General features: G+C 54.2%; 12 protein-coding genes. All 12 read right to left on the bottom strand.

The features are described 5' to 3' along the window. Nucleotides 1-8 precede the first annotated feature (8 nt). The 12 genes from Poly59_RS15930 to Poly59_RS15985 all read right to left on the bottom strand — a co-directional run bounded on the left by Poly59_RS15930 (nucleotide 9) and on the right by Poly59_RS15985 (nucleotide 20,900). A complete protein-coding gene (locus Poly59_RS15930) occupies nucleotides 9-2,537 on the bottom strand; it encodes a PSD1 and planctomycete cytochrome C domain-containing protein (protein WP_146535066.1) in 2,529 nt (842 codons plus the stop codon). Between the two features lie 462 nt (nucleotides 2,538-2,999). Then, complete coding sequence (locus Poly59_RS15935) at nucleotides 3,000-4,367, bottom strand: sulfatase family protein (protein WP_186776299.1); 1,368 nt, start codon at nucleotides 4,365-4,367, stop codon at nucleotides 3,000-3,002. Nucleotides 4,368-4,572: 205 nt separating this feature from the next. Further along, nucleotides 4,573-6,321 carry a sulfatase gene (locus tag Poly59_RS15940; RefSeq protein WP_146535068.1) on the bottom strand — a complete coding sequence of 583 codons (1,749 nt, stop codon included), beginning with the start codon at nucleotides 6,319-6,321 and terminating at the stop codon, nucleotides 4,573-4,575. A 58-nt stretch (nucleotides 6,322-6,379) separates the two neighbouring features. After that, entirely contained in the window at nucleotides 6,380-7,306 is a 927-nt protein-coding gene (locus tag Poly59_RS15945; RefSeq protein ID WP_146535069.1) for a hypothetical protein, read from the bottom strand. A 149-nt stretch (nucleotides 7,307-7,455) separates the two neighbouring features. Continuing rightward, on the bottom strand, nucleotides 7,456-9,276 hold the full coding sequence (locus Poly59_RS15950; RefSeq protein ID WP_246151687.1) for a sulfatase family protein: 1,821 nt from the start codon (nucleotides 9,274-9,276) through the stop codon (nucleotides 7,456-7,458). Nucleotides 9,277-9,355: 79 nt separating this feature from the next. Then, on the bottom strand, nucleotides 9,356-12,472 hold the full coding sequence (locus Poly59_RS15955) for a DUF6797 domain-containing protein (RefSeq protein ID WP_246151688.1): 3,117 nt from the start codon (nucleotides 12,470-12,472) through the stop codon (nucleotides 9,356-9,358). A 76-nt stretch (nucleotides 12,473-12,548) separates the two neighbouring features. Beyond that, complete coding sequence (locus Poly59_RS15960) at nucleotides 12,549-13,946, bottom strand: FecR family protein (protein ID WP_186776300.1); 1,398 nt, start codon at nucleotides 13,944-13,946, stop codon at nucleotides 12,549-12,551. Then, nucleotides 13,943-14,476: a sigma-70 family RNA polymerase sigma factor gene (locus Poly59_RS15965; protein WP_146535073.1), complete on the bottom strand. Its 534-nt coding sequence runs from the start codon at nucleotides 14,474-14,476 to the stop codon at nucleotides 13,943-13,945. The genes Poly59_RS15960 and Poly59_RS15965 overlap by 4 nt, the downstream gene beginning before the upstream one ends. 772 nt (nucleotides 14,477-15,248) lie before the next feature. Continuing rightward, nucleotides 15,249-16,130: a hypothetical protein gene (locus tag Poly59_RS15970; protein WP_246151689.1), complete on the bottom strand. Its 882-nt coding sequence runs from the start codon at nucleotides 16,128-16,130 to the stop codon at nucleotides 15,249-15,251. A gap of 113 nt (nucleotides 16,131-16,243) precedes the next feature. Then, nucleotides 16,244-17,410: a tRNA-uridine aminocarboxypropyltransferase gene (locus Poly59_RS15975; RefSeq protein WP_146535074.1), complete on the bottom strand. Its 1,167-nt coding sequence runs from the start codon at nucleotides 17,408-17,410 to the stop codon at nucleotides 16,244-16,246. After that, nucleotides 17,410-18,342, bottom strand: a complete 933-nt coding sequence (locus tag Poly59_RS15980; protein WP_146535075.1) for a transglutaminase family protein — start codon at nucleotides 18,340-18,342, stop codon at nucleotides 17,410-17,412. The genes Poly59_RS15975 and Poly59_RS15980 overlap by 1 nt, the downstream gene beginning before the upstream one ends. A 5-nt stretch (nucleotides 18,343-18,347) precedes the next feature. Continuing rightward, nucleotides 18,348-20,900: a circularly permuted type 2 ATP-grasp protein gene (locus Poly59_RS15985; RefSeq protein ID WP_146535076.1), complete on the bottom strand. Its 2,553-nt coding sequence runs from the start codon at nucleotides 20,898-20,900 to the stop codon at nucleotides 18,348-18,350. Between the last annotated feature and the right edge of the window lie 20 nt (nucleotides 20,901-20,920).

Consider the following 20,920-nt stretch of genomic DNA (forward strand, 5'->3'; position numbering starts at 1 on the left):
AGTTGGGTCTACTTTGAAAGCGTCTCGTCGAGGTTGAGAACGAGCAAACAAACGGTCGTCCAGGCAGCATGCTCAGTCGATTCCATTCCGGAACGACTTATCGCGTCACCGACCGTCAGCAGTTCTGCGGATTCGTCGGAATGGTTCGCAAAATGTTTTCTTGCTTGATCCAGTGACGATTGCAACGATTTGATTTCGTTTGCATCGGGTTGACGCGCCGTCGCAGCGTAAAACATTCTTGCCAGACGCGAAGCATCGTCGGGCAACATCGATAGGGCGTCTGCCCAAACGCGAGCGGCTTCGACATAGGTTGTGTCGTTGAGCGTCGTGAGCGCGTGCAGCGGTGTACTGGTGCGCTGCGGTTTGACGTTGCAACTTTGCCGACTCGGCGCGTCAAAGAAATTCGCTGGCGCGACAACTCGCCGCCAAACGGTGTAGAGGCTGCGGCGGTAAAGGTCGTCGCCATCGTCCTGCATGTAGTGGTTCTTGTTCAGACTCATCGGTTCCCAAATTCCGGGTGGTTGGTAGGGTGCGACCGGAGGACCGCCGAGTTCCGGTACCAACAAGCCCGACAGCGCCAACGCTTGATCTCGCAGCAATCTAGAATCGAGTCGTTGTCGCGGTCCGCGAGCCAGCCAGATGTTCTTCGGGTCTTTCGCCACTACGCTTTCGTCCACCGCGGCGGATTGGCGATACGTCTTCGACAAGGCAATGCTGCGCAGCAGACGCTTCACGCTCCAGCCTCGTTCCCGAAAATCGACCGCCATCCAATCCAGCAGATCTGGGTGCGACGGCAGTTCGCCTTGCAATCCAAAATCGTCTGGCGTGGTCACCAACCCGCGGCCAAACATCAATTGCCAGTACCGGTTTACGGTCACGCGAGAAGTCAACGGATGTTCCGGCGAGACCAGCCAATTGGCAAACGCCAATCGGTCCGCTTTGACGCCCTCGGGCAATGGTGGCAAAAACTCTGGCACACTCGGCGACACTTTTTCGCCGGGCGTTTCGTAGTTTCCGCGTTCCAAGATGAATGTGTCCCGTTGTTGATCGTCACGCATGACCATCACCAATGGAATCTGTGCCTCGTAGTTTTGTTCTGCCTTTTCAGCCTCGGCGACAGCTTTCTTCAGACCGGACCACGGTTCGTGGTTACTGATAAAATAGTCAACCAGGCCACGAGTTAGTTTGTGCTTCAGATTATCAAGCGGCGCAAGATTGACGTTGCGGCGAATGTAAAGGTTGTCGATTCGTTCCTCTAGCAGTTTCGGATCTGCCTGGATTTCTTTGATCCAAACCAAAAACTTTGGCTCGAACTCTGAGCGAGTGGCTTCCAATCGGTCTTTGGCTGCCTTGGTCGCTTGTCGCAGTTGATCGAGTTTCGACGTTTGCTGGTCAGTTGCGATCGCAACGTACGGTTTGTCGACCCAAAATCGCTCCTCATAGCGATCCTGTTCCTTCTTCGCCGTGAACTGCTTACTCGCTCGGCCGGTTTCACTGATCTGGTTAAAGAACGAATACATCGAGTAGTAGTCACGCTGCTTCAACGGATCAAACTTGTGATCGTGGCACTGGCAACAGCCCACCGTTAGCCCAAGCCAAGTGGTACCTGTCGTTTCGACACGGTCGAAATTATTCTTCGCAAGATTCTCTTCAGCGATCGAACCGCCTTCGCCGTTGATCATGTGATTGCGATTGAACGCGGTCGCGATCATTTGGTCCTCGGTCGGATCGTCCAACAGATCGCCCGCCAATTGCTCCCGCGTGAATTGGTCAAACGGCATGTCGCTGTTCAGCGCACGCGTCACCCAGTCACGCCATGGCCAATTCATCCGATAAGCATCCATCTGGAAGCCGTTGGTGTCGGCATAGCGCGCGACGTCCAACCATTCGAGCGACATGCGTTCGCCATAGTGGGGTGACGCGAGCACGCGATCGATCGCTGACTCGTAGGAAATGTCGCCACGTTCCAGGACGTCCTTTTCGAAACCGTCCAGTTCCGCAAGCGTTGGCGGCAATCCGATCAAGTCCAAAGAAACGCGGCGCAGCCACTTTGCCGGCGTTGCAGGCGGTGCGAACTGCAATCCGTGTTTGGATTGACGCTGACCAACAAAGTGGTCGATTGCTTGGGAGGTTTCCGCATCCTTCACATCATTCTTGACCGGTGCAACAAAGGCCCAGTGGTCTTCGTACTGTGCGCCTTGTTGGATCCAGCGACGGATAAGGTTGATTTCGTCATCGCTGATTGGTTTCTTGTGGGCGCTTCGTGGCGGCATCACCTCGTCTTCATCGTCACTGATGATCCGGCGCAGCAGTTCCGAGTCATCGGGCTTGCCAGGTTCGATCGCGTCGCTAGCCGCTTCGGCTTGGTCAAGACGCAGTCCGGCTTCGCGGTGATTTTCGTCAAAGCCGTGACAAAAGTAGCACCGGTCCGACAGAATCGGCCGGATGTCGCGATTGAACGAGACGTCATCCGCCCACAGCGGCGACGCGATGATGCCAAACAGCAGCACTCGGGCAAGTAGTTCCAGATTTCTCATCCGACCATTGTAACATTAGTCGATCAGCCGCCCATTTACGAATGTGCGTAAACAAGTTGCAATTCAGGCAAGCGAATTTGGATCGTCGGGACGCTCGACTAGACGCTCGCGGATCGCCAAGGCCACCGCTGCGGTGGCTCCATTGACGTGAAGCTTTCGGTAAATGCACCGAGTCACATAGTCGAGAGTGTGAGTGTTGGGATGTCTCGCCTTTTGGGTTACGCACTAATGTTTGGTTTGCAAATAATCCAGCACGAATTTGTATATTTTTCCACCGGGTTATTCGCTGTTTCGACACGTCGGTGGAAACAGGCCAAACCGGCGATTGAGGTCAAACCTGCGATCCAGATTCAGCCGCAATTTCCCTTTTTCCACCACGAATCCTCCGGTGAAACTATCGGCAAAAAAATTGACAGGACAGAGTAAGTGTCTAGCACTCTCTGGTTACCCGACGTCGCGGCGTCAACGTGCGGTCTCGATCCCGGAAATCCCCGGTATCGAAAACTCTGTCAGTAATTTCGGCGGTCCACTGAGTGACTGATCGTCATCGACTTCGATCATACGGTTGGTAACTAGCTCGCGAAGTTCAGCAAGTTTCTCAGCTTGTTCGGGTGCCGCTGCCAAATTGTTCTTCTCAAACGGATCGTGTTCGATGTCGTACAATTCTTCGGCTGGGTTGCTGTGATAGTCTCGTAAGAATGCTGCCGCATTGGGATCGGTTTTGGCGGTTTCGAGATACGACTGCCAGTGGTGGCCAGCGTGTGCCCAGTGCTCGTCGATACGTGGAACTTCCTTGGCCCAGACGTCCGTGTGCGTGGTGTAAGCGAACTCGGGGTGCAGGTTACGGATGTATTTCCATTTGCCCACGCGGACGCTGCGAATCGGGTAAACGTTCTTTTCGTTGTCACCCTTGTGCGTTGCGAAAATCACGTCGCGATGCTTGACGGATTCTCCAAATAGCACCTTCGCGAACGAACGGCCATCGATACCTGAGGGCGACGTTCCACCGGCCAAGTCGATCAGCGTCGGCATCAGATCAATCCAACTGACCATCGCATCCGTCGATGAACTGGGCTTGATCTTGCCGGGCCAAACCGCAATCAAAGGAGTGCGGATTCCCGTTTCGTAGAGAGACCATTTTGCAAACGGCCAAGGCATCCCATGATCAGAAGTGTAGACAAGCATCGTGTTGTCCAAGTTCAGGTGCTTGGCGATCAATTGTCGAGTTTGCCCGACACGACGGTCGATCGCTTCGGCTCCTTCAACGTATCGGCTCATTTCCACGCGAGCTTCAGGCGTGTCAAAAATCTTAGGCGGAATGACGACGTCTTCGGGTGCGATTCTGGCCTCTTCCTTCGGAGGCCAAGCGGTGTGGGTGTCCGTCCAACCAAGGAACAGTGCCAGGGGTGGCGCGTCTTCGAGGCGTTCCTTGAGAAACCTTTCCACCTGATCCAGCGTCATCGTCTGCTGCAAACCACCACCGCCGAGAATCCTCACACCGTCGGGCACGTACTGGCCGAAGTGTTTCCGCCCGGCGTGGCCAACCTTGCCATGAAAGACAACTTCGTACCCTTGTTCCAAGAGTGTTGACAACAGCGAAACGACACCAGGTTTGAGTTCAATTTCATGATTACCAACGATGCCGTTGCTGTAAGGCATCCGTCCTGTAAATAGTGCCGCGCGACTGGGCGCGCAGGCTGGGGATGCAACATAGGCATTGTCGAATCGAATCCCCTCTTTAGCCATTTGTTGAAGATTCGGGGTTTGGAATTCGCTGGATCCATAGACGGATGAGTGATGAACGCCGTGATCGTCTGCAATGGTGATCACGAAGTTCGGCTTCGCAGCAAAAGATGTTCCTACACAAAGCAGCGCAACGATGACAGCGATGGCCGGCACAGGACGTTGCTTAGTTGAACTCAACGGATTGTAATTTCGATAGCGGGGTTTCATAACGTCATCTAACGTGTTGCGTGTTGGCTGGTGTAGGCTTGAGGCGTCGTTTTTAAGTTGCATGTAGTTTCACCGGTGGAAGCTATTTGGATGAATTCATATGAGGCTTGATACCATCGGGGATCAGTTCAAACCTGGGATCACCATCGATGGTTCGGATCGCGCGATCTGCGCCCAGATATTGGCGACGCAAATCAACAAACGGGCGTTTTCGCGACTCTTTCCTTGGATCGTAAGCTGGGTTGAGTGCCGGTGTGTATTTAACGTCGACGTTTTCGTCTATCCAATCGTTCAGTTCGATGAACAATTCGCGTGCCTTGTCCGGCAACGCCGCTGACAAGTCGTTCTTCTCGAACGGATCGTCGACGATGTTGTAGAGTCGGATAGCCCCCGACCAATCGAAAATCAATTTCCAATCCCCGCTTCGGATGGCGGATGAAGGAGCCGATGGAAAGCCGTCTTCGGGACTCTTGACGATCACATTCAACGGATAGTGTTGAAAGAACGTGTGGCGAGGATAATCGCCATTGGTGTTGGACGGATCTTCAAGCAACGGTGCGATACTGCGACCGTCGATGCCGCCCGGCTTGGTGTATTGGGAAGCATCGTAGCCAGCCAGTTCCAGTACTGTTGGAAAGACATCATTGCAATCGATCGGGACGTTGCTCCAGCGATCTCCGTTGACATGACCCTTCCAACGAATCACCAACGGCACTCGAATACCGCCCTCAAAATGAGTCCCCTTGCCACCTTTGAAGGGAGCATTGTTGGTCGCGAGCGGATCGGTGTACATCACGCCTCCGTTGTCACTCAGAAAGACGATCAGTGTGTTTTCATCCAGACCGGTTTCTTCGAGTGTATCGAGAATGCGACCGACTGAAACATCCAAACGTTTCACCATCGCCGCGTAAACGGCATTGTCATGACCATTCCAACCACGCGTCGCTTTCTGTTCAAAGTGCGCGACATCTTCCGCTGGTCCTTGAAATGGGGTATGGACCGCGAAGTGGCAAAAGTGCAGGAAGAACGGCCTTGCGTCGGGTTGCTTTGAATCAGCCTTGTGTCGCAAGTACTTGATGGCGTGCTCGGTCAATTCATCCGTTAAGTACTCCTGTCCTAAGTTGCCGCCTGATTTTCCACGCAGTAGTTTCTCTTGGGGAGTCATCGGGTGCAGCTTTTTTTCGCTGTCCCAAATGCCTCGCCAATTGAAGTAGGGTGATCCGCCTTCATCGAGGTAAGAGATTTCTTCAAACCCTTGATCGGCCGGCTGCCAGCCTTCCGAACCGTGGCCGCCCAGGTGCCACTTGCCAATGAAAGCCGAATCGTGTTCGGGCATCGCTTCGGCGAGCGTCGTTTCGTTCTGCCCATTGTCCAGCCGATGCCCCGAGGCCAAGCCATCACGAGTCGTACCGTTGACGAGCGCCTGTTGAATGTCGATTTTGTCCTTCCAAACCAACGCGTCCTGAGCAACATAACCTGGCGGCGGCTCGATCGCTTGGTTGTAGAACGTCTGCACGTTGCCGCCAACCGCCGTTGTGAATCCAGTCCGAGCGGCGTACTTTCCCGTCAACAGACTTGCCCGCGCGGGCGAGCAGAGATGGCAGGCGTAAGCTTGTGAAAACGCCAATCCTTCTTTCGTCAGTCGATCTAAATTAGGCGTCTCATAGTACATCTGAGAAGCTTTTGCGCCGGTGAACTTCGACGCGTAGGCGTTCATGTCTACGATGCCCAGATCATCAGCTAGGATCACAATCACGTTGGGCTTCGACGCATGGGCAAGGGAAGCGAGTGAAGCAGAAATGCAGATCAGAAGAACAACGATTCGGCTCATAATGAAACTTTTATTTTAAGTTGATTTGCTTAACGGTCAAAACTAGATTCCGTAGGCGTCAAGATTTCGGTTCAATAAGACGCCATCGTTCGTCAGCGTACTTTGCTTTGAGAGCATCCAAGTTCGATGCGATTTCCTTTTCTTCACCAACGATCAACCAATAGCGATATCGAAACGTTGACTTGGGACTGAGCATAACGCGATCGACCGGGGCGACGTGCATGCAGGGTCCGTCGGTGGGATTGTCGCTAAGCCCACCGCCGTGAGGACCGAAGTTCCAGCTTTCACCAGAGGTCGGTGAATAGACGGCAACTCCCTGGCCGGATGCTTCGAACATTGCCATCGCCTTGAGTGGCGGATTGGCTCGGCCCCAAGGAGGGCCCGGCGATTGGTGCTCGGTTCGCCATTTGCCCTCGCCTAGATAGGTTCGCACTGAATCGAAGTTACGCGTGAAATAGCAAGCGGGAAGTTCTTGTGGGCTCTTTCTGGCGGCGCCCCATGGATCATCTTGGCGCCGCATCGCTTGAATTTCGCACCGTACACAAACGACGCCCGGAAGGGTTTGGTCCAACGTCGTCCATTGACGCATCACGGCATCTGCTTCTTCGTCGGGCATGTCCCATAGTTTTGGGATTGTTTCCGAATACAAGGCATTCTCATCTTTTCGAAACACTGTCACGCGTGACCACGTTCCGTTGCCGCCAACACTACCGACGCCACCACCCTGAATCGGATTCCATGTCCACGGACTCCATGCCTGGTGTTGCCCCGCCGATGTCCGGTCAAGTCTGCGTCCTGCATAGTAGGACTGCTGGATCAAGCGACCTGGGTCAGCAATGTTGACGATGTTGTTTGGATACCTGTCGGACGATAACCAAGTGACGGCCCCGCCTTTCTCGCGATCAATTCCGACTTTTACTGAGCCATTGTCGATCGTTAGCAAATCTTCCGCGGAAACCAGATTCAGAGAAGAACAGCAACTCAAGAGGCAAATTGCTTGCCAACAGAAGCATTTGGTATGAAGAAGTGCCGAAACGCAGTTCATCGAAAAAGCCTAGGTTTACGGAAGTTCGTGCGAGTGCCTTGTGTTTATCTGAACACGGCTCAGGGTTGTCGCGAGGGCGGCAGGCCGTGTTACTGCATCAGCGTTACCGTTTTCCCGCTAGCGGGTTTCAGTTCGATGGACTTGATCGAAGTGGTACCGGCGGGAATTTGGACACGGACATGAATGATCTTCGGCCCGCCGGGCAGGCTGGTTTGGATTGTTTGCCACTGGTCGGACTTTGTGACCACAAGGTTCACGCGATTAGCCGCGACAAATTCCTTGTCGTGTGAGTCTCGCCAAGCCAGTCCGATCGTGCCGGAGTTTGTCGTCTTCACAACCAGATTGACGGAAACGGGGCCGGCAAGATTCAAACCATTTCTGGTAATGAAAGGTGTTTGCTTGGCATCTTGCTTTTGCGTTGCTATCTGCAAGCCCTCGCTGCTGATATTCATTTTGCCGTTACGAATGATCCATGGAGACGCTAGGTCCTTTGATTTTGCGTCGGAGTTTGACGAGTCTGTTTTTGGAACGAATTTTTCACGTAGGGACGCTGCCGGTTTGTGGTCGAGGTAGAAATCAAAATATTCTGTCGCCGCGTTGGACATGCTACCGCTGGCGAGACCCGGCGGGTCGAGCTCGCTGGCCCACAGGGATAGCTTCTCGCGTAGGCGATCGGCAATCTCTGGATGCTCGTCGGCGAGGTTACGTTTCTCTTCGAGATCATTCTTCAAGTCGTACAAGTATTCACGTTCGCCGCCGCGCAGCAGTTTCCAGTCGCCTTCACGGATGGCCGATTGGGCAACCCAACGCCACGCGAGAAATTCATGCGGAGCTTCTTTCTTTTTACCCGTAAGAAACGGGATCAGATTGACGCCGTCGAAATCTCCGGGTTCCGATTCGATCTTAGCCAGTTTGGCAGCCGTTGCTGCGACATCCAGGGCGCTCACCGGATGATCGAACACTTGGCCGGCGGGAATCGTTCCAGGCCAAGAGATCACGAACGGAACGTGCATGCCGCCTTCGGATAGCATCCCCTTTTCGCCGTTGAGCGGGTCGTTCAAAGAACCGTCCCAACCTGGCCCGCCACCCGGTGCATCTCGCTTGTGAATCTTCAATGGCGCGCCGTTGTCGCCGATATAGAAGATCAGCGTCTTTTCGGTCAGGTTGTTTTCGGCCAGTGTCCTGGTGATCAACCCGACGCCATCATCGACAGCCGACAGCATCGCCAACGCCTGCCGACGTCGCTCCGGCATTTCGCCCGGAAATCGATCGAGGTACTTTTGCGGCGCATCCAATGGGACGTGGGGCGCACGGTAGGCGACATACAGAAAAAATGGATCATTTTTGTAACGTTCGATTAGCGAAGCGGCGGCCTGGCTGCAAGCGTCAACATGATACATCTGTTGCCGCTGCGTCGACATCTCTCGGTCTCTGCCATCAAGACCCACATTGGCCGCGAAGGGTGCGCCGGAGTTTTGGTTGAACACGTGCTTGAATCCGTGCTCAGTGATTTTCGGTCCCGGACCGAGGTGCCATTTGCCGAATTGCGCGGTCACGTAACCCGCTCTTTGCAGTCGCTGGGCAATCGTCAGCTCTCGGTCAAAACCCTCCAACGTTTTTCCGTTGGCTTCGACGCCGAATTTCGATTGGAACTTTCCGATCAACAATCCCGCTCTCGACGGCACGCACTGCGGTGCAGTGCTGTAGCCATGCCGGGCGAGTACACCATTCTTTGCTAACGCATCCACATTGGGCGTCTTGATGTCCTCGAGAACTCCTTGACATGACAAGTCCGCGTGCCCATGGTCATCTGTGTAGAACACGATGATGTTGGGGCGTGATTCTGTGGCGTTGGCAAACGTTGCAGAAAGCCAAACCAGCGAAACGCAGAATGCTATGAACTTATACAATTGGCTGCCTTGGGTTGAATCTTGATGCGGGTGAAAGTTGGAAGTTAAGCTGCGACCATATTCAATCAAATCTGATGGATCAACCGTTTGGGATTCTGTGAATGGTCCAGTAGACATCTTCTTTGAATGGTTTTCCATTTGAATCCATCACATCCATTTGAAGATGTAGTTGATTGACGGGACGCAGATTTGGTGTTTTGAGTGAAAGCGTTTTGCCGTCCTCGCTGACGGAAACCGAGTCGATCCGCAAGACCTGTTTGCCAACTTCACCCGTTTCGGGATGGTAAAGATCGGATCCGTAACTGTCGGTCCACTTGTAATTCCATTGCTCGGCCGCAAACGCAGCCGCGCGAATGGATGCGACGCGATCGAGCGGGAAATTGAATTGCAGACGAAGTTCACCCGGATGTACTTCGCAGTGCGTGATCATGCGAACGGGTTGGCCAGTGTAGCGAACTCGATAGATGCCGCCATCAGCAAGGTCTCCACGTCCGTTGTCGTTCCAGCCATTCAGCCCGGTCACATACAACTGGCCATCGACGGGGTTGGTGCGCGCTCGCATGATGCCAGTGCCAAAATCGTGCGGGAACTGAACCAAGGCGGCTTGCGATAAACCGTCCACTTCCTGTGTCATCAGATAGAACAAATGTCCCTGGCCAAAACTGGTATGCAGCAAGCGCCCCGCCAACGGTCCGAACCGTTCGTCGCTCACGACGACCTGACCGCCCGACGAATTGTCGACCTCCTGCGGCATCCAAATCAGCGGCGGGTCGAAGGTCTTGGGAGGCACGACTTTTCGGTGATCGATCCTTCCTCCGTCCGGAGCCCAGGCCTTGCCACCTTTGTTTTGCACGTACCCATAAAAGCCATCACGTTTGACCAGATTGATCTTCGACGCTGGCATCCACGTGCCCTGGTTGTCGCTCACCGTCAATCGACCATCCGGCAAAATCCCCATCCCGTTGGGCGTACGCAGACCAGTGCAAATGACCTCGCGACTTTCTCCATCGGCAGAAACTTTGACGATCGCCCCCGGCAGTTTGTAGTCCGTGTACTGACCGCTCTTGGCGTAATAAAAGTTGCCTTCTACGTCCGTCTGTAAATCGAAGTTGAACGCATGGAAGAACGTCGAAACGTCAGTGTCGGCGCTGAAGCTTTCATAAAAGTCTGCTTCACCGTCGTTGTTCAGATCGTGCAAACGTGTCAGTCGATCTCGACAAGTGACATAGATCAGCCCGTCGACCACTTTGATTCCGAAGGGTTCATACATCCCGCCCGCATACCTTTTCCAACGGACGTTCAGCAAATCGTCGTCGATGCCGGACACAATCCACACGTCGCCACCAACGGTTGCCACTGCCATCCGTCCATCAGGAAAGAAGTCGATGGCTGAAGTGCGAAACCACGTATTCCAGGGTGTGGATTCCGGGATAGAAATCGTATCGACCGCGTAAGCACCCGATTGAAAGCCTCGGTATCCGATCGTTTCAAACGTTTCCGGCCAACGCAGATTGCCGCCCTTGGTCATCGTTAAAGGGTCGACTTTCGAGAGCGTCTGATTTTCTTCGGCGACAGAAGCATCAGCGAATCGAACGATATTAATCAAACGTGTTGATTCACCTGCGGGGATCGTCACGACCCACCGTTTCTGGTCATCCAAAGCAAGCGTCACGTCATCGATGTCGCCTTTCATGATGGGGCGAGTACGACCAGCCTCTGATTTCCCGACAGCCAAGACCAAAGCCTGGCCGCCATGGATCGTCAGAGTGTGTCGGATCCCCGTTTGGTCCTTCAATGGCGATGGCACTTCAAAAACCTCGCGCCCATCGATCGAATAATTCAAAACGATCTGATCGCCGCAGAGAAAGTGCCCGTGATAGTCCAGCCAGCGCTGCGGTAACGAACCACGCGGCAACAGATCCGCTTTTGAATAGTCGAGCGACCCGTCATGTCCCCAATGCCAAAGGTCCAGCGCCGCGATCATCTCGCCACGCGGTTCAGGATAACCTTCGCCTCGACCGCGTTTGTGTTGTGTCTGATCGACGTCCAAAAAACCGCCTGACCAAATGGCAGCTTGATCCATCGTGTGCAGATCGTAAGCGATCGACATATCGGTCAATTTGATCGTCAACGCGCTGTTGACGTCGCGTCCCAGTTGCGATGCCAGTGCCGGACCGTAATCGCGATCCGGGTCGAGCTTGAAATCCCCCATGTCCGTGCCCTTCGGCAGCGAACTCAGATATTTCGGCGTGACCGCAAAGTAGTTTGGGTTAGAGTCCTTCATGAAACGCCTACGAATGTAGGCCACGACCTCGTATCGTTCCCGCGGCGACAGAGCCGAGGCTGCGGCCATTAAACCGTTTCCATGCGAAAGCGTTTTAAACATGCTGTGCGGATCAGCACCAAACTTTAACTGTTGCGAACCGAACGCCCGAGCCGTCGCCAATGACGGCGTATTTCCATCCTTGCCATGACACTGATAGCAAGTCGATTCGTAAATCTGTTTGCCACGTCTCAGATTTCCGTTTTCGACCAGCCGAATGATCTGTGCATGATTCAGATTGATGGTGTCGTCTTTGGGAATCAATTGCTCCGCTGTCGGCTTCAGTTCGTCCGCTCGCTCTTGGCCACCTTCATGAACCGCAAACAGGTATCTGACCAAGTCCAAGAACTCCCCCGGAGACTTCAGTGTTTCGATCAGGCCCGCGGGCATCATCGACACTTTGGAGTTCCTGCGAACCTCGATGTCGTCTTTCGCGACCGAGAGATTAGCTTGCAGATCTGCGGCGTCTCGCAACACGATCTTGTCGTCGTCTTCAGACACCATCATTCCCGAACGAACTTCACCATCAACGGTGATCAACTGGACGGTTTCATAGCCTTTGCGAATTGATCTGGACGGATGCAAAAGCGATTCGACCAGATGCACGTCGGTAATCTTTTCCCCCAAACGGGTCAGGTCTGGTCCGAGCGGCGATTGCTCCGCACCCGTCACATGACAATTCGCACACGCGGCTGCCGAAGCATAAAACACGATTGCCCCACGTTGCGGATCGCCACGCAGTCGAGCTTCTTTTGCAATGAGGTTTGCATCGACCGATTCAAACACTTCTTGCAACGTCGCTGTTTGAGCAAATGCGGGTGCAGCAGCAAATACAACGATCAGCGTGATAAAAGCGTTAAACGGGCGGGACATTCGTGATCCAGGTGAAAGAATAAAATGGCGAAGCAAGTCGTCCGCCAAAGGGGAAAATTCTGATGTCATGTCGCTTTTACTGCTTGGAGATGCCTTTGACGGCGATGCCGTACATCGCCTTGTTTCCTCGGTCGCCATCCGTCTGCGGGGGACCAAGTTTAACACTGCCCGCAACATCAACACGTTTCTTCCAGACCGAGTACTGAACGTAGAGGTCACCATCGCGATTTGGTTCGATACCCTGGACTAAAGGACTCACCGGTCGCCATGGACCGCTGCGAAGTGTGAACTGAGTTTTTTGAAAATCATTCTGTAGCCAAGCAGAAGGCTTCCGGCGCAGGTCGTGCATGACATAAACGTTTGCGGATCCGCCAAGCTGTAGGGAAATACTCAGCGTCTGTTCTTGCCGATCGATGTGGAACGGGCAAACGACATCTGCACCGAGCAACTCGGCAGGAAACTCTTCGCCTTCCGCGGCATGCCAAAAAACGTCCGGGCGAGGAGTGGAGGCATGCGACGTATAGGCGATCGTCCCTTCACGCATGCCACCTGCCATGATGCCATAGAAACGGTGAAAACCGTCCATCTTCGAATTGTCCGTTACGTCGACGACAGTCGAAGACGCGTCGCTCGCAGACAGATTGAATTCTTCCTGTGACAGCCAGACAGCGGAGAGCCGACGTGGTCGTCGCCCTTTGCGGAGTCGGACGCCTTCGCCTTCGAAGACTTTTATCGGACCGCGCATGTTTGCATCGCCTTGCGATTTGACTTTCACTTCACCGTCGAAGACAGCAACGCTTGCTTCGTCATCCGATACGTCGACGCCAAATCGAGTACCAAGATCAATGATTTCTCCATGATCGGTCACGATCGTAAACCCCTGACCAAACTCGCCAACATCCGCATTCAGCCGGCCCTGAGTGAGTCGCAAACGCATCGAGGACTCCAGGCTTCCTTCCAGCGGACCGTACAAATCGAGGATAACGCCGCTGTCCAATCGAACCCGAATGGTTCCCGTCTCGAGGCGAATTCGACTACAGTCGAGCCGATCGCCAACCCGGACATCCTGATCGACACCAGCCAGCCTGGCCGCGTCGAGTGAAATGATTTCAACAGTGCCTGCCGCATTCGTGGTCACCGGTTCGGTCGTTGGCGTGAACCAGACGATTCCAACAGTCAGGAGTACAGCAGCAGCGATTCCGCCCAATACGAAACTTTTTTGCCAAGATAAACTTGGAACGACAACGGCGATTTCAGGAAGAAATGCGTGCTCAGAATTGATCGCATCGAATTCCGAATCCGAGAGTGCGGCCAAGTCAGATAGCGATGAATCCAGATTCAGGTACTCGATGAAATCACGTCGAAACTCCGCATCCCTGCGAAGCGATTTTTCGAGCTCGCGGAAAGCATCGGCTTCAATGGTTCCGGCTGCATAGTCTGCAATCAGATTTTGCTTGTCGGTTGGGCTACTCATAACGGTCCCTCCGTTTGAAGAGTCCGCCGGGTACATTCGATCAGTTGCAAACGTGTCCGGTGCAACCATTGATAAAACGCACCGACCGTCCGACCGCTCTGCTGAGCAACTTGCTGAATCTCGACTTCCGGCGAATAGGCAGCTAGCACAAGTTGTCTCTGCTGTTTCGGCAGCTTTTCAAGACATTCATCCAACGCCTCACGCTGCGCAGCCAACCATGCTTCACGCCGAGTGGACTCTTCAGCTAATAGGTGAATCACGTCCTCGGAAAGTACATGCCGGTCACGACACTTGTCACGTAGCCATCCCAGCGATTCGTATCGAGCGACACGAAACGCCCACTTGCGGAAGCCAGCATGATCGTCCAATTCGTGAAATTTTCGCCACAGGACAAGTGCGATCCCTTGCATCACATCTGCGGTATCCTGCTGAGTTGGCACCAAACGGCGGACGAACGCCCTAATTGCCGCCTCATTCGCTGTAAACAGCGTCAGGAAAACCTCGTTTTTGTTCGCAGTTTCTTCGTCCATGCCCACTACACTCCACCAACCCAATCGTTTTTACGAAAAAAACGTTTCGAATCTTCCGCCGCATACTATCGAGTTGCCGATGGATCGCGTCTTCACGAATCCATCAGTATAAGAGCTAGTAGTTAGCCGATCATCGGGTAGCGATGCGATTCAGATCGAACGAAGCACATCACCCTGAACGCAAACTTTCTGAATCCATGGCTGGGCACCGGGCCGGAACAGGTGCCAAAAAAGAATCCCGTGTGAGTCAGAGAGCGAACGCCCCGAGCCTCAAAGCTCAGCCCAACACATCACCCCAAAAGCGGTGAGAATCCCGGCTGATTCTATCGGCCAAAATGCTCCAAAATCGGTTAATCGGCGGCGTCAGCCCGTCTTGGCCCATTTCCGTGACCTCAATCGCAGATAGCGGGCTCGGACATTGGACGTCGTAACGACGATCGGCATTCCGCCGATTTCGGCATGGTCGACGGCCAAGTTGTGGTCCGATTGAGACTTCAACAACGGCGTAAACGTTGCGAAGTCAGCCTAATCGGATGCATCCAATCGAAAGAAACATGGGAATGCGTAAGAACGAGGTTGGTTTGGATTGAAGCTCAAGATCGCGGGAACAACGGCAACACAAGCCAATAAACGTAGCGTCTCAGATTGTGAGGGAGCATTGGGATCGGACGGTTGAGAGCAAGCGTGGCCATGTTGGGCGGACAGTCTACTCTGTTTTCGTCGCCTTCGCCGAACGTTCCGCCAACTGCAACTGCAACTGCAACCCGTCCAGCTAGGCGGCGCCGTTGTCCCGAAGGTCTTGCTGGAACGTTGTCCAGAAATCCATGTCGCGTGCATAGCGATCCGGATCGATCTGGTTTTTGAAATAATCCAGATGTTCCATCCAGTCCTGAGTCACCTTAACGTATGAATAGTCGTCGGCGGTCATTGGGTTGACGAAGTCGGGGTGTCCCGGAGCGCGCGAAGAAACGACTCTGCCATCCGCGTCGGTGATGAAGTTTGCAAATAGCACCGGCAACTTCATTTCGAGTTCGTAGATCATCCGCTGTTCAAATGGCATGCCATCGGTTGCCTGTTCCCACGCGGCGGTCACTGTGGCCGGAGTCGTGCTGTCGGGAAAGCGAATGCCGTAGGCAGCACCGGATTGCGTCAGACCGTCGCGATTGAGATCGACTTGCGCGGCCGGCGGGATCAACAGGTTCAGCGCTCCCTCTTCGGTCAGCGAGTCGACCTGGATCCCATCCGCTAACCAATGTGCATTTTGCACAGCCTTTAACTCATCCTCGGACAGGCTTTTCAAAAAGGACTTCGGTTCGATGTAGGCTCCCGCGTCGTACGCCTTGGCTAATACGTTGCCGAAGGTGTCACCGAGATCGGCTGGCGCTTCTTTGCTGGCGTATCGTCCAAGCAGTTCGGTCCGGTACCAACTATCCCATGAGGCTTGGACTCGATCTGCCAATGGGGCAATGCCACCTGCTACGTCGAGCGAGTGGTCCGTCGAGTCGGTCGTTTCAGAGACTTCTGCCGACGCATAGCCCACTCGCCCAGCGTTCTGCAGCACTTCGCTGAAGACGCTCTGCACATTTTTGTCCTGTGCCAGGCGGGCCCGTTGCAGCGTCATCACACCTGATTGCCGGCCATCGATCTTCAACACAGAACCTCCGAACACGCATGTAGCTTTTCAACGTTCTGATCGGCGTTTCCATGAACAGTTCTGTTGCGAAATTTTTCCTGTTGTGCCGATTTTATGCTCTGGTAGGGCGACGCCTACGATTTCCCCGTCGGTTGCTGGCTGAGTGCAAGGGTTAGGCGGATAGCGTTGGCGAGGCGTTCAGCGGCGCGAGTTTCATTGATCGGGGCAACGCTAGTGGATGATTCTGGATCGGGTGCGTTGATCGCTTTCAAAATCAGACAGGTGTGATCGCAAAGTTTGTTGACGCTGATCAGTTTGGCGAGTCCCGCGTGATGGACGACCAGAATATCGCTGGGACGCAGAAACAGTTGCCATTGTTTGCGGAATTCGTCAGCCGAAACGGCTGACTGTATTTGCGACGCCGACAGCTGCAGTCGATTTGCAAAGTACGAGTCGTTCAGACAATCGTTTTCAATGGCCATCTCGAATGTCTCGCCGCTACTCATCCGCTGCGCCATCCAATAGACAGGCTTGGCGGGATGTTTGGGACGAGGTTGATCATCGGTCGATCGATAGTCTCCTTGTTCCTGTTCGCCGTAGACCACCACGATGTTCTCTTGCGATCCCAGCAAGGCTCGGGGTGTGTTGGGTGCCCCCACCGTACGACGCGTGTTGGCACGCCAGTTCGATTTAGGGCATTTCAGTTGTTGGTCGACCATTGCGTGGAACGTTGCCATCAACTGGTCCAATTGTTCGCGGACAGTGGCCGACTCCGGTTCATTCTGCTGTAACGCAGCGACGACGGCTTCAAGAGTCGACAACGCATGGTCGTTGGGTTCCCGACGGATTCGGTATTGGCCAGGTTGGGGAGGCGCCAGTCGAACGCGTGGTAGCGACGAGAGACCGGGCACGTCACGCATCAGCGTCTTGGTGTGGTGCCATGTACCATCCAGCACCACAAGTTGAGTTGGGCGATCAGCCAAGTCAAAATCGCCGATCAGCGGCACATCATCACCTGGGTAGAGTACGACTGTGTTGGCATCAAGCTTCGTTTCCGCAAATTGGCGGGCCAATTCCGGCGTGTGGTTCACGATCAGACGGCACCGTTTTAGTGCCATGTTGACGATCCGCGCAGTATTGAACGGGTGCTCACGTTCACGGCGATGCTGCAGAATCAGCACGTTGGTTTGATTGTCAACCGATGGTACCGAATCACAGTAGCAACGATCCATCGGTCGAAAGCAACGGACACAGCGGATCGCATAAGGAACTGCAGTTTCGGTATCTTGCGATTCACGCATCAGACCGTGTCGACCAATTCGATCGGCTCTACATCTACGCTTACTCGCAGCGACGTCGTGCCACCGCCCAGCACGACGCCCCGCATTGGGCTAACGTCGCTGTAGTCTCGGCCGACGCAAATCGGAATGTGCTGCGAGCCGACAAAGCACGCATTCGTTGGGTCGCAACCGATCCAACCGTGAGCTTCGCCTGAGTACACGCTCAACCAAGCATGGGACTCATCGGCGCCTACCATGCGATCAACCCCTTTCATCGGGATCGTTCGCAAATAACCGCTGACATAACGTGCTGGAATCCCAAGCGATCGGAGGCAGGCAATTTGGACGTGAGCAAAGTCTTGGCAAACACCTGCTTTGATTTCAAACGCCTTTTCGGTGGTGGTGTTCACGTCTGTCGCGTCTGAATCGTACTTGAATTCACGATGGATTCGCTGGGTCAGATCTAAGCTTGATGCCAAAATCCCTCGCCCGGGCGTGAACGATTTGCTAGCGTAGGACGCGAACAAATCCGAAACCGAGATTCGAGGCGAGTCGCAACGGTATTCGAGGATTCGTAGTGGCATGTGCAACGGTGGACGCGACTGCGCGGCGATCGTTTCCCACGGAATGTCGTCATTGAATACCGGCTGACCGGCATCTTGGTGAATGGGTGAAATACTAACAGTCGCGACCGTCACATCACTGCTGGCGACGACTTTCAATTCGCGGTGCAACGATTCGATAGCGAACGAGTAAACGTGGTTGCCGAAGTAGTCGTTGTGTTCGAAGACGCTATCAGGTTTCGGATGGATCGCGATTGTCGACGAGTGAACCGTCATGCGTCCGCCGGTGCGTGGTTGCATTCGCAATTGGTTTTGGCAAATCGCAACCGCGTCGCTGTACGAATAATGCGTACGATGAGAAATGCGATATCGAATAGGAGTGTCGGACACGATTGTTATTTAGCTTCTTTCGAGTGCAACAATGAAACCGTTGGTGAAACGCCCGTCAACGATTGCGTGGTTCCAGTATGAATCAGGTATCGCGCGGCGATCGCGTTCGAAAGCTCCGGTAATCCATCCAGAATATGTTCAAGCAAGCGATTCAGTTGGACACGGCGATCACTGTCGCCACTGTTTGATAGAACGTTAGGGTCCGCCATTCGCAAATGGTGCAGCATGTCGAATGCAATTTTTTCGTCGACGCCTAAACCAACAACACGTTTGCCGTTGGGCAGTTGCTCGAAGACTCGCGCGATCTCGTCCAACTGATAGCGGATCGATCGCGGATTCGATTCGTCGGTGACAAGCAAGTCCAACGTCGGCGCAACTTGCACTAGATTCAAATATCGGGACCGATACGTCATCAAGCTGTCTGACGTTTCCAAGACGGCTTCGCAAATTGCTCGCTCGCCCTCGCCAACCGGTACTAGGGTGGCCGACAACAACTCGGCTGTTTGATAAGCCCGCTCGATTCGTCGACCAATTTCCAGAAATTGCCATGCGTGCGTGCGAGTAAAACTTTCGCTTATCACGCCGGCGAAGGCTAGTAGGTCGCCGATCAAGCCGTTCATCCGTTCGATCAGTCGACCGATGGTTCGTTCGGCAAGAGGCGCGTTCAAGTCGGCCTCGGCATGCTGGATGATTCGATACGCGTCGATCGACAGACGGTCTCGAACGATTGACGCATTATGAACGACCGATCGAATCGTGCTCTGCAGTCCACGCGGCTGGCTGACGTCGAGCACCGACGCTGGCAAGATGTCTTCCAATTTCGGCATCGCCACTTCGAGAGGTGCGATCGCGTAGTCAGGTTCGATTTGGCCGATTGCAGCTAGCGCGGCGATCAGGCGGGGAACTTCGGGCAATGCATCGAGTTCGTTTTCGCTAGCCAGTCGAATCAGTGTCGATCGCAGCAGCCGCGCGATCGACTCGCCGCGTTCAGCGTACCGTCCTAGCCAGAACAGATGCTCAGCGACACGGCTGGGGAGTTCGTCACCAGAACGTTTCAAGACGATTGTTGCGTCGGGTGACGGCAGCAGGGTGGTTTCATTGTCGACCGGTTGATCACTGGCAACCCAAACATCTTGCGTCAATTGGCCGCTGGTTCCTGATCGCCCCAGTTGATTCTCGGTCGGACTAAGTCTCGCCATCGCGCCCGGCAGAACCTCGACACCCCGATTGGTTTGTAACTGAAAACACCGAAGCGCGACGTGCCACGGTTGCCAGTGGTTGTCCTTCCAAACCGGTGTGGTGCTGTGGAGCAGTTTTTCTTGAGCCACATAATTAAACGGTTTTCGTTTGATCGCAGCAACAAGTTCCTTGCGTGCTTCGATTGAAAGCTCTGATGCAATGATTGGCGGTGCGGAGTTTTCGCCGAATGCGTTGCGAACCGACAGTGTTTCAAGATTGGCGAGGACAAAATTAAGCTCGGTCGCGCCACCGCACCAATAGGTTGCAACTGATGGCAAAGTCAGTTTTTCCGAAAACAAAAACTCATTCGCGCCCGCTAGGAACGGCATCAGGGCCGGCGTCTGTGCCATGACACTTCCAATCGCATTGGCGACGGCGACGTGGCCGCCGCGAACTGACCGCAGCAAACCGGAAACGCCTTCTCGCGATGTCTCACCCAATTCAAGTGGGTCGCATTTACGATCCGAAACATGTCGCCACAGAACTTCGATTGGAAGCAGGCCACCGAGTGTCTTCAAATTCAGTTGGCCGCCACGAATGGCCAAGTCGGTGCCTTGGACAAGCGTCAGCCCCAAATATCGAGCGAGATATGCATCTTCGAAGCCTCGGTAACTGTCTTCGCCTCGAGTCAGGAGCGCAACTCGTGGATTGTCTCGCATTTCGGGGGCGAGCGACCGTAGGTGATTGCGAAGCGATTCGAAAAACTTAGCCAATCGACGCGTGCTGCCCTGACGAACCAAGTGCGGAAACACACGGCTGGTGATAATCCGATTTTCAAGCAAGTAACCCAACCCGCTGGGGGCTCGCGTTCGGTCACTGACAACCCACCATGAACCGTCCGACGCGCGAGCAATGTCAGTCGCGGTGATGTGCAGTCGGATCCCGCCGAGGCTTGGCAAATTGTGATAAGCGCGTTGGAACATTGGGTTGGCGGCCAAAATTTCCGCCGGGATGATCCGTTCTTTGATCAGTCGCTGCCGGCCGAGTAAATCTTTTAAGACCGCTTCGAGCAGGCGGGTGCGTTGGGCCAACCCCGACTCTAGCTTTGCCCAGGCCGACGAGTCGATGATCAGAGGAACCGCTGACAGATTCCAAGGACGGTTCTGGCTCCCTTCGGCGTCTTCGAACATGAAAGTCGTCCCATGTTCGCTAAGCAATTGGTCGATCGTCGACGTTCGCTCGGACATCCCATTGATGCCCAAAGTTTCGATGTGTTTCGCAAACGTCTCCCACGATGGGCGCATTGTCCCGTCACCCGCTTTACATTCGTCGTACCGATCAACGGCTGGTCGGTATTCGTCGAGCGAAAATTTCGTCATGACGGGGGGATTCAAAGCCT

Source organism: Rubripirellula reticaptiva (assembly GCF_007860175.1).
GTDB classification, from domain to species: domain Bacteria; phylum Planctomycetota; class Planctomycetia; order Pirellulales; family Pirellulaceae; genus Rubripirellula; species Rubripirellula reticaptiva.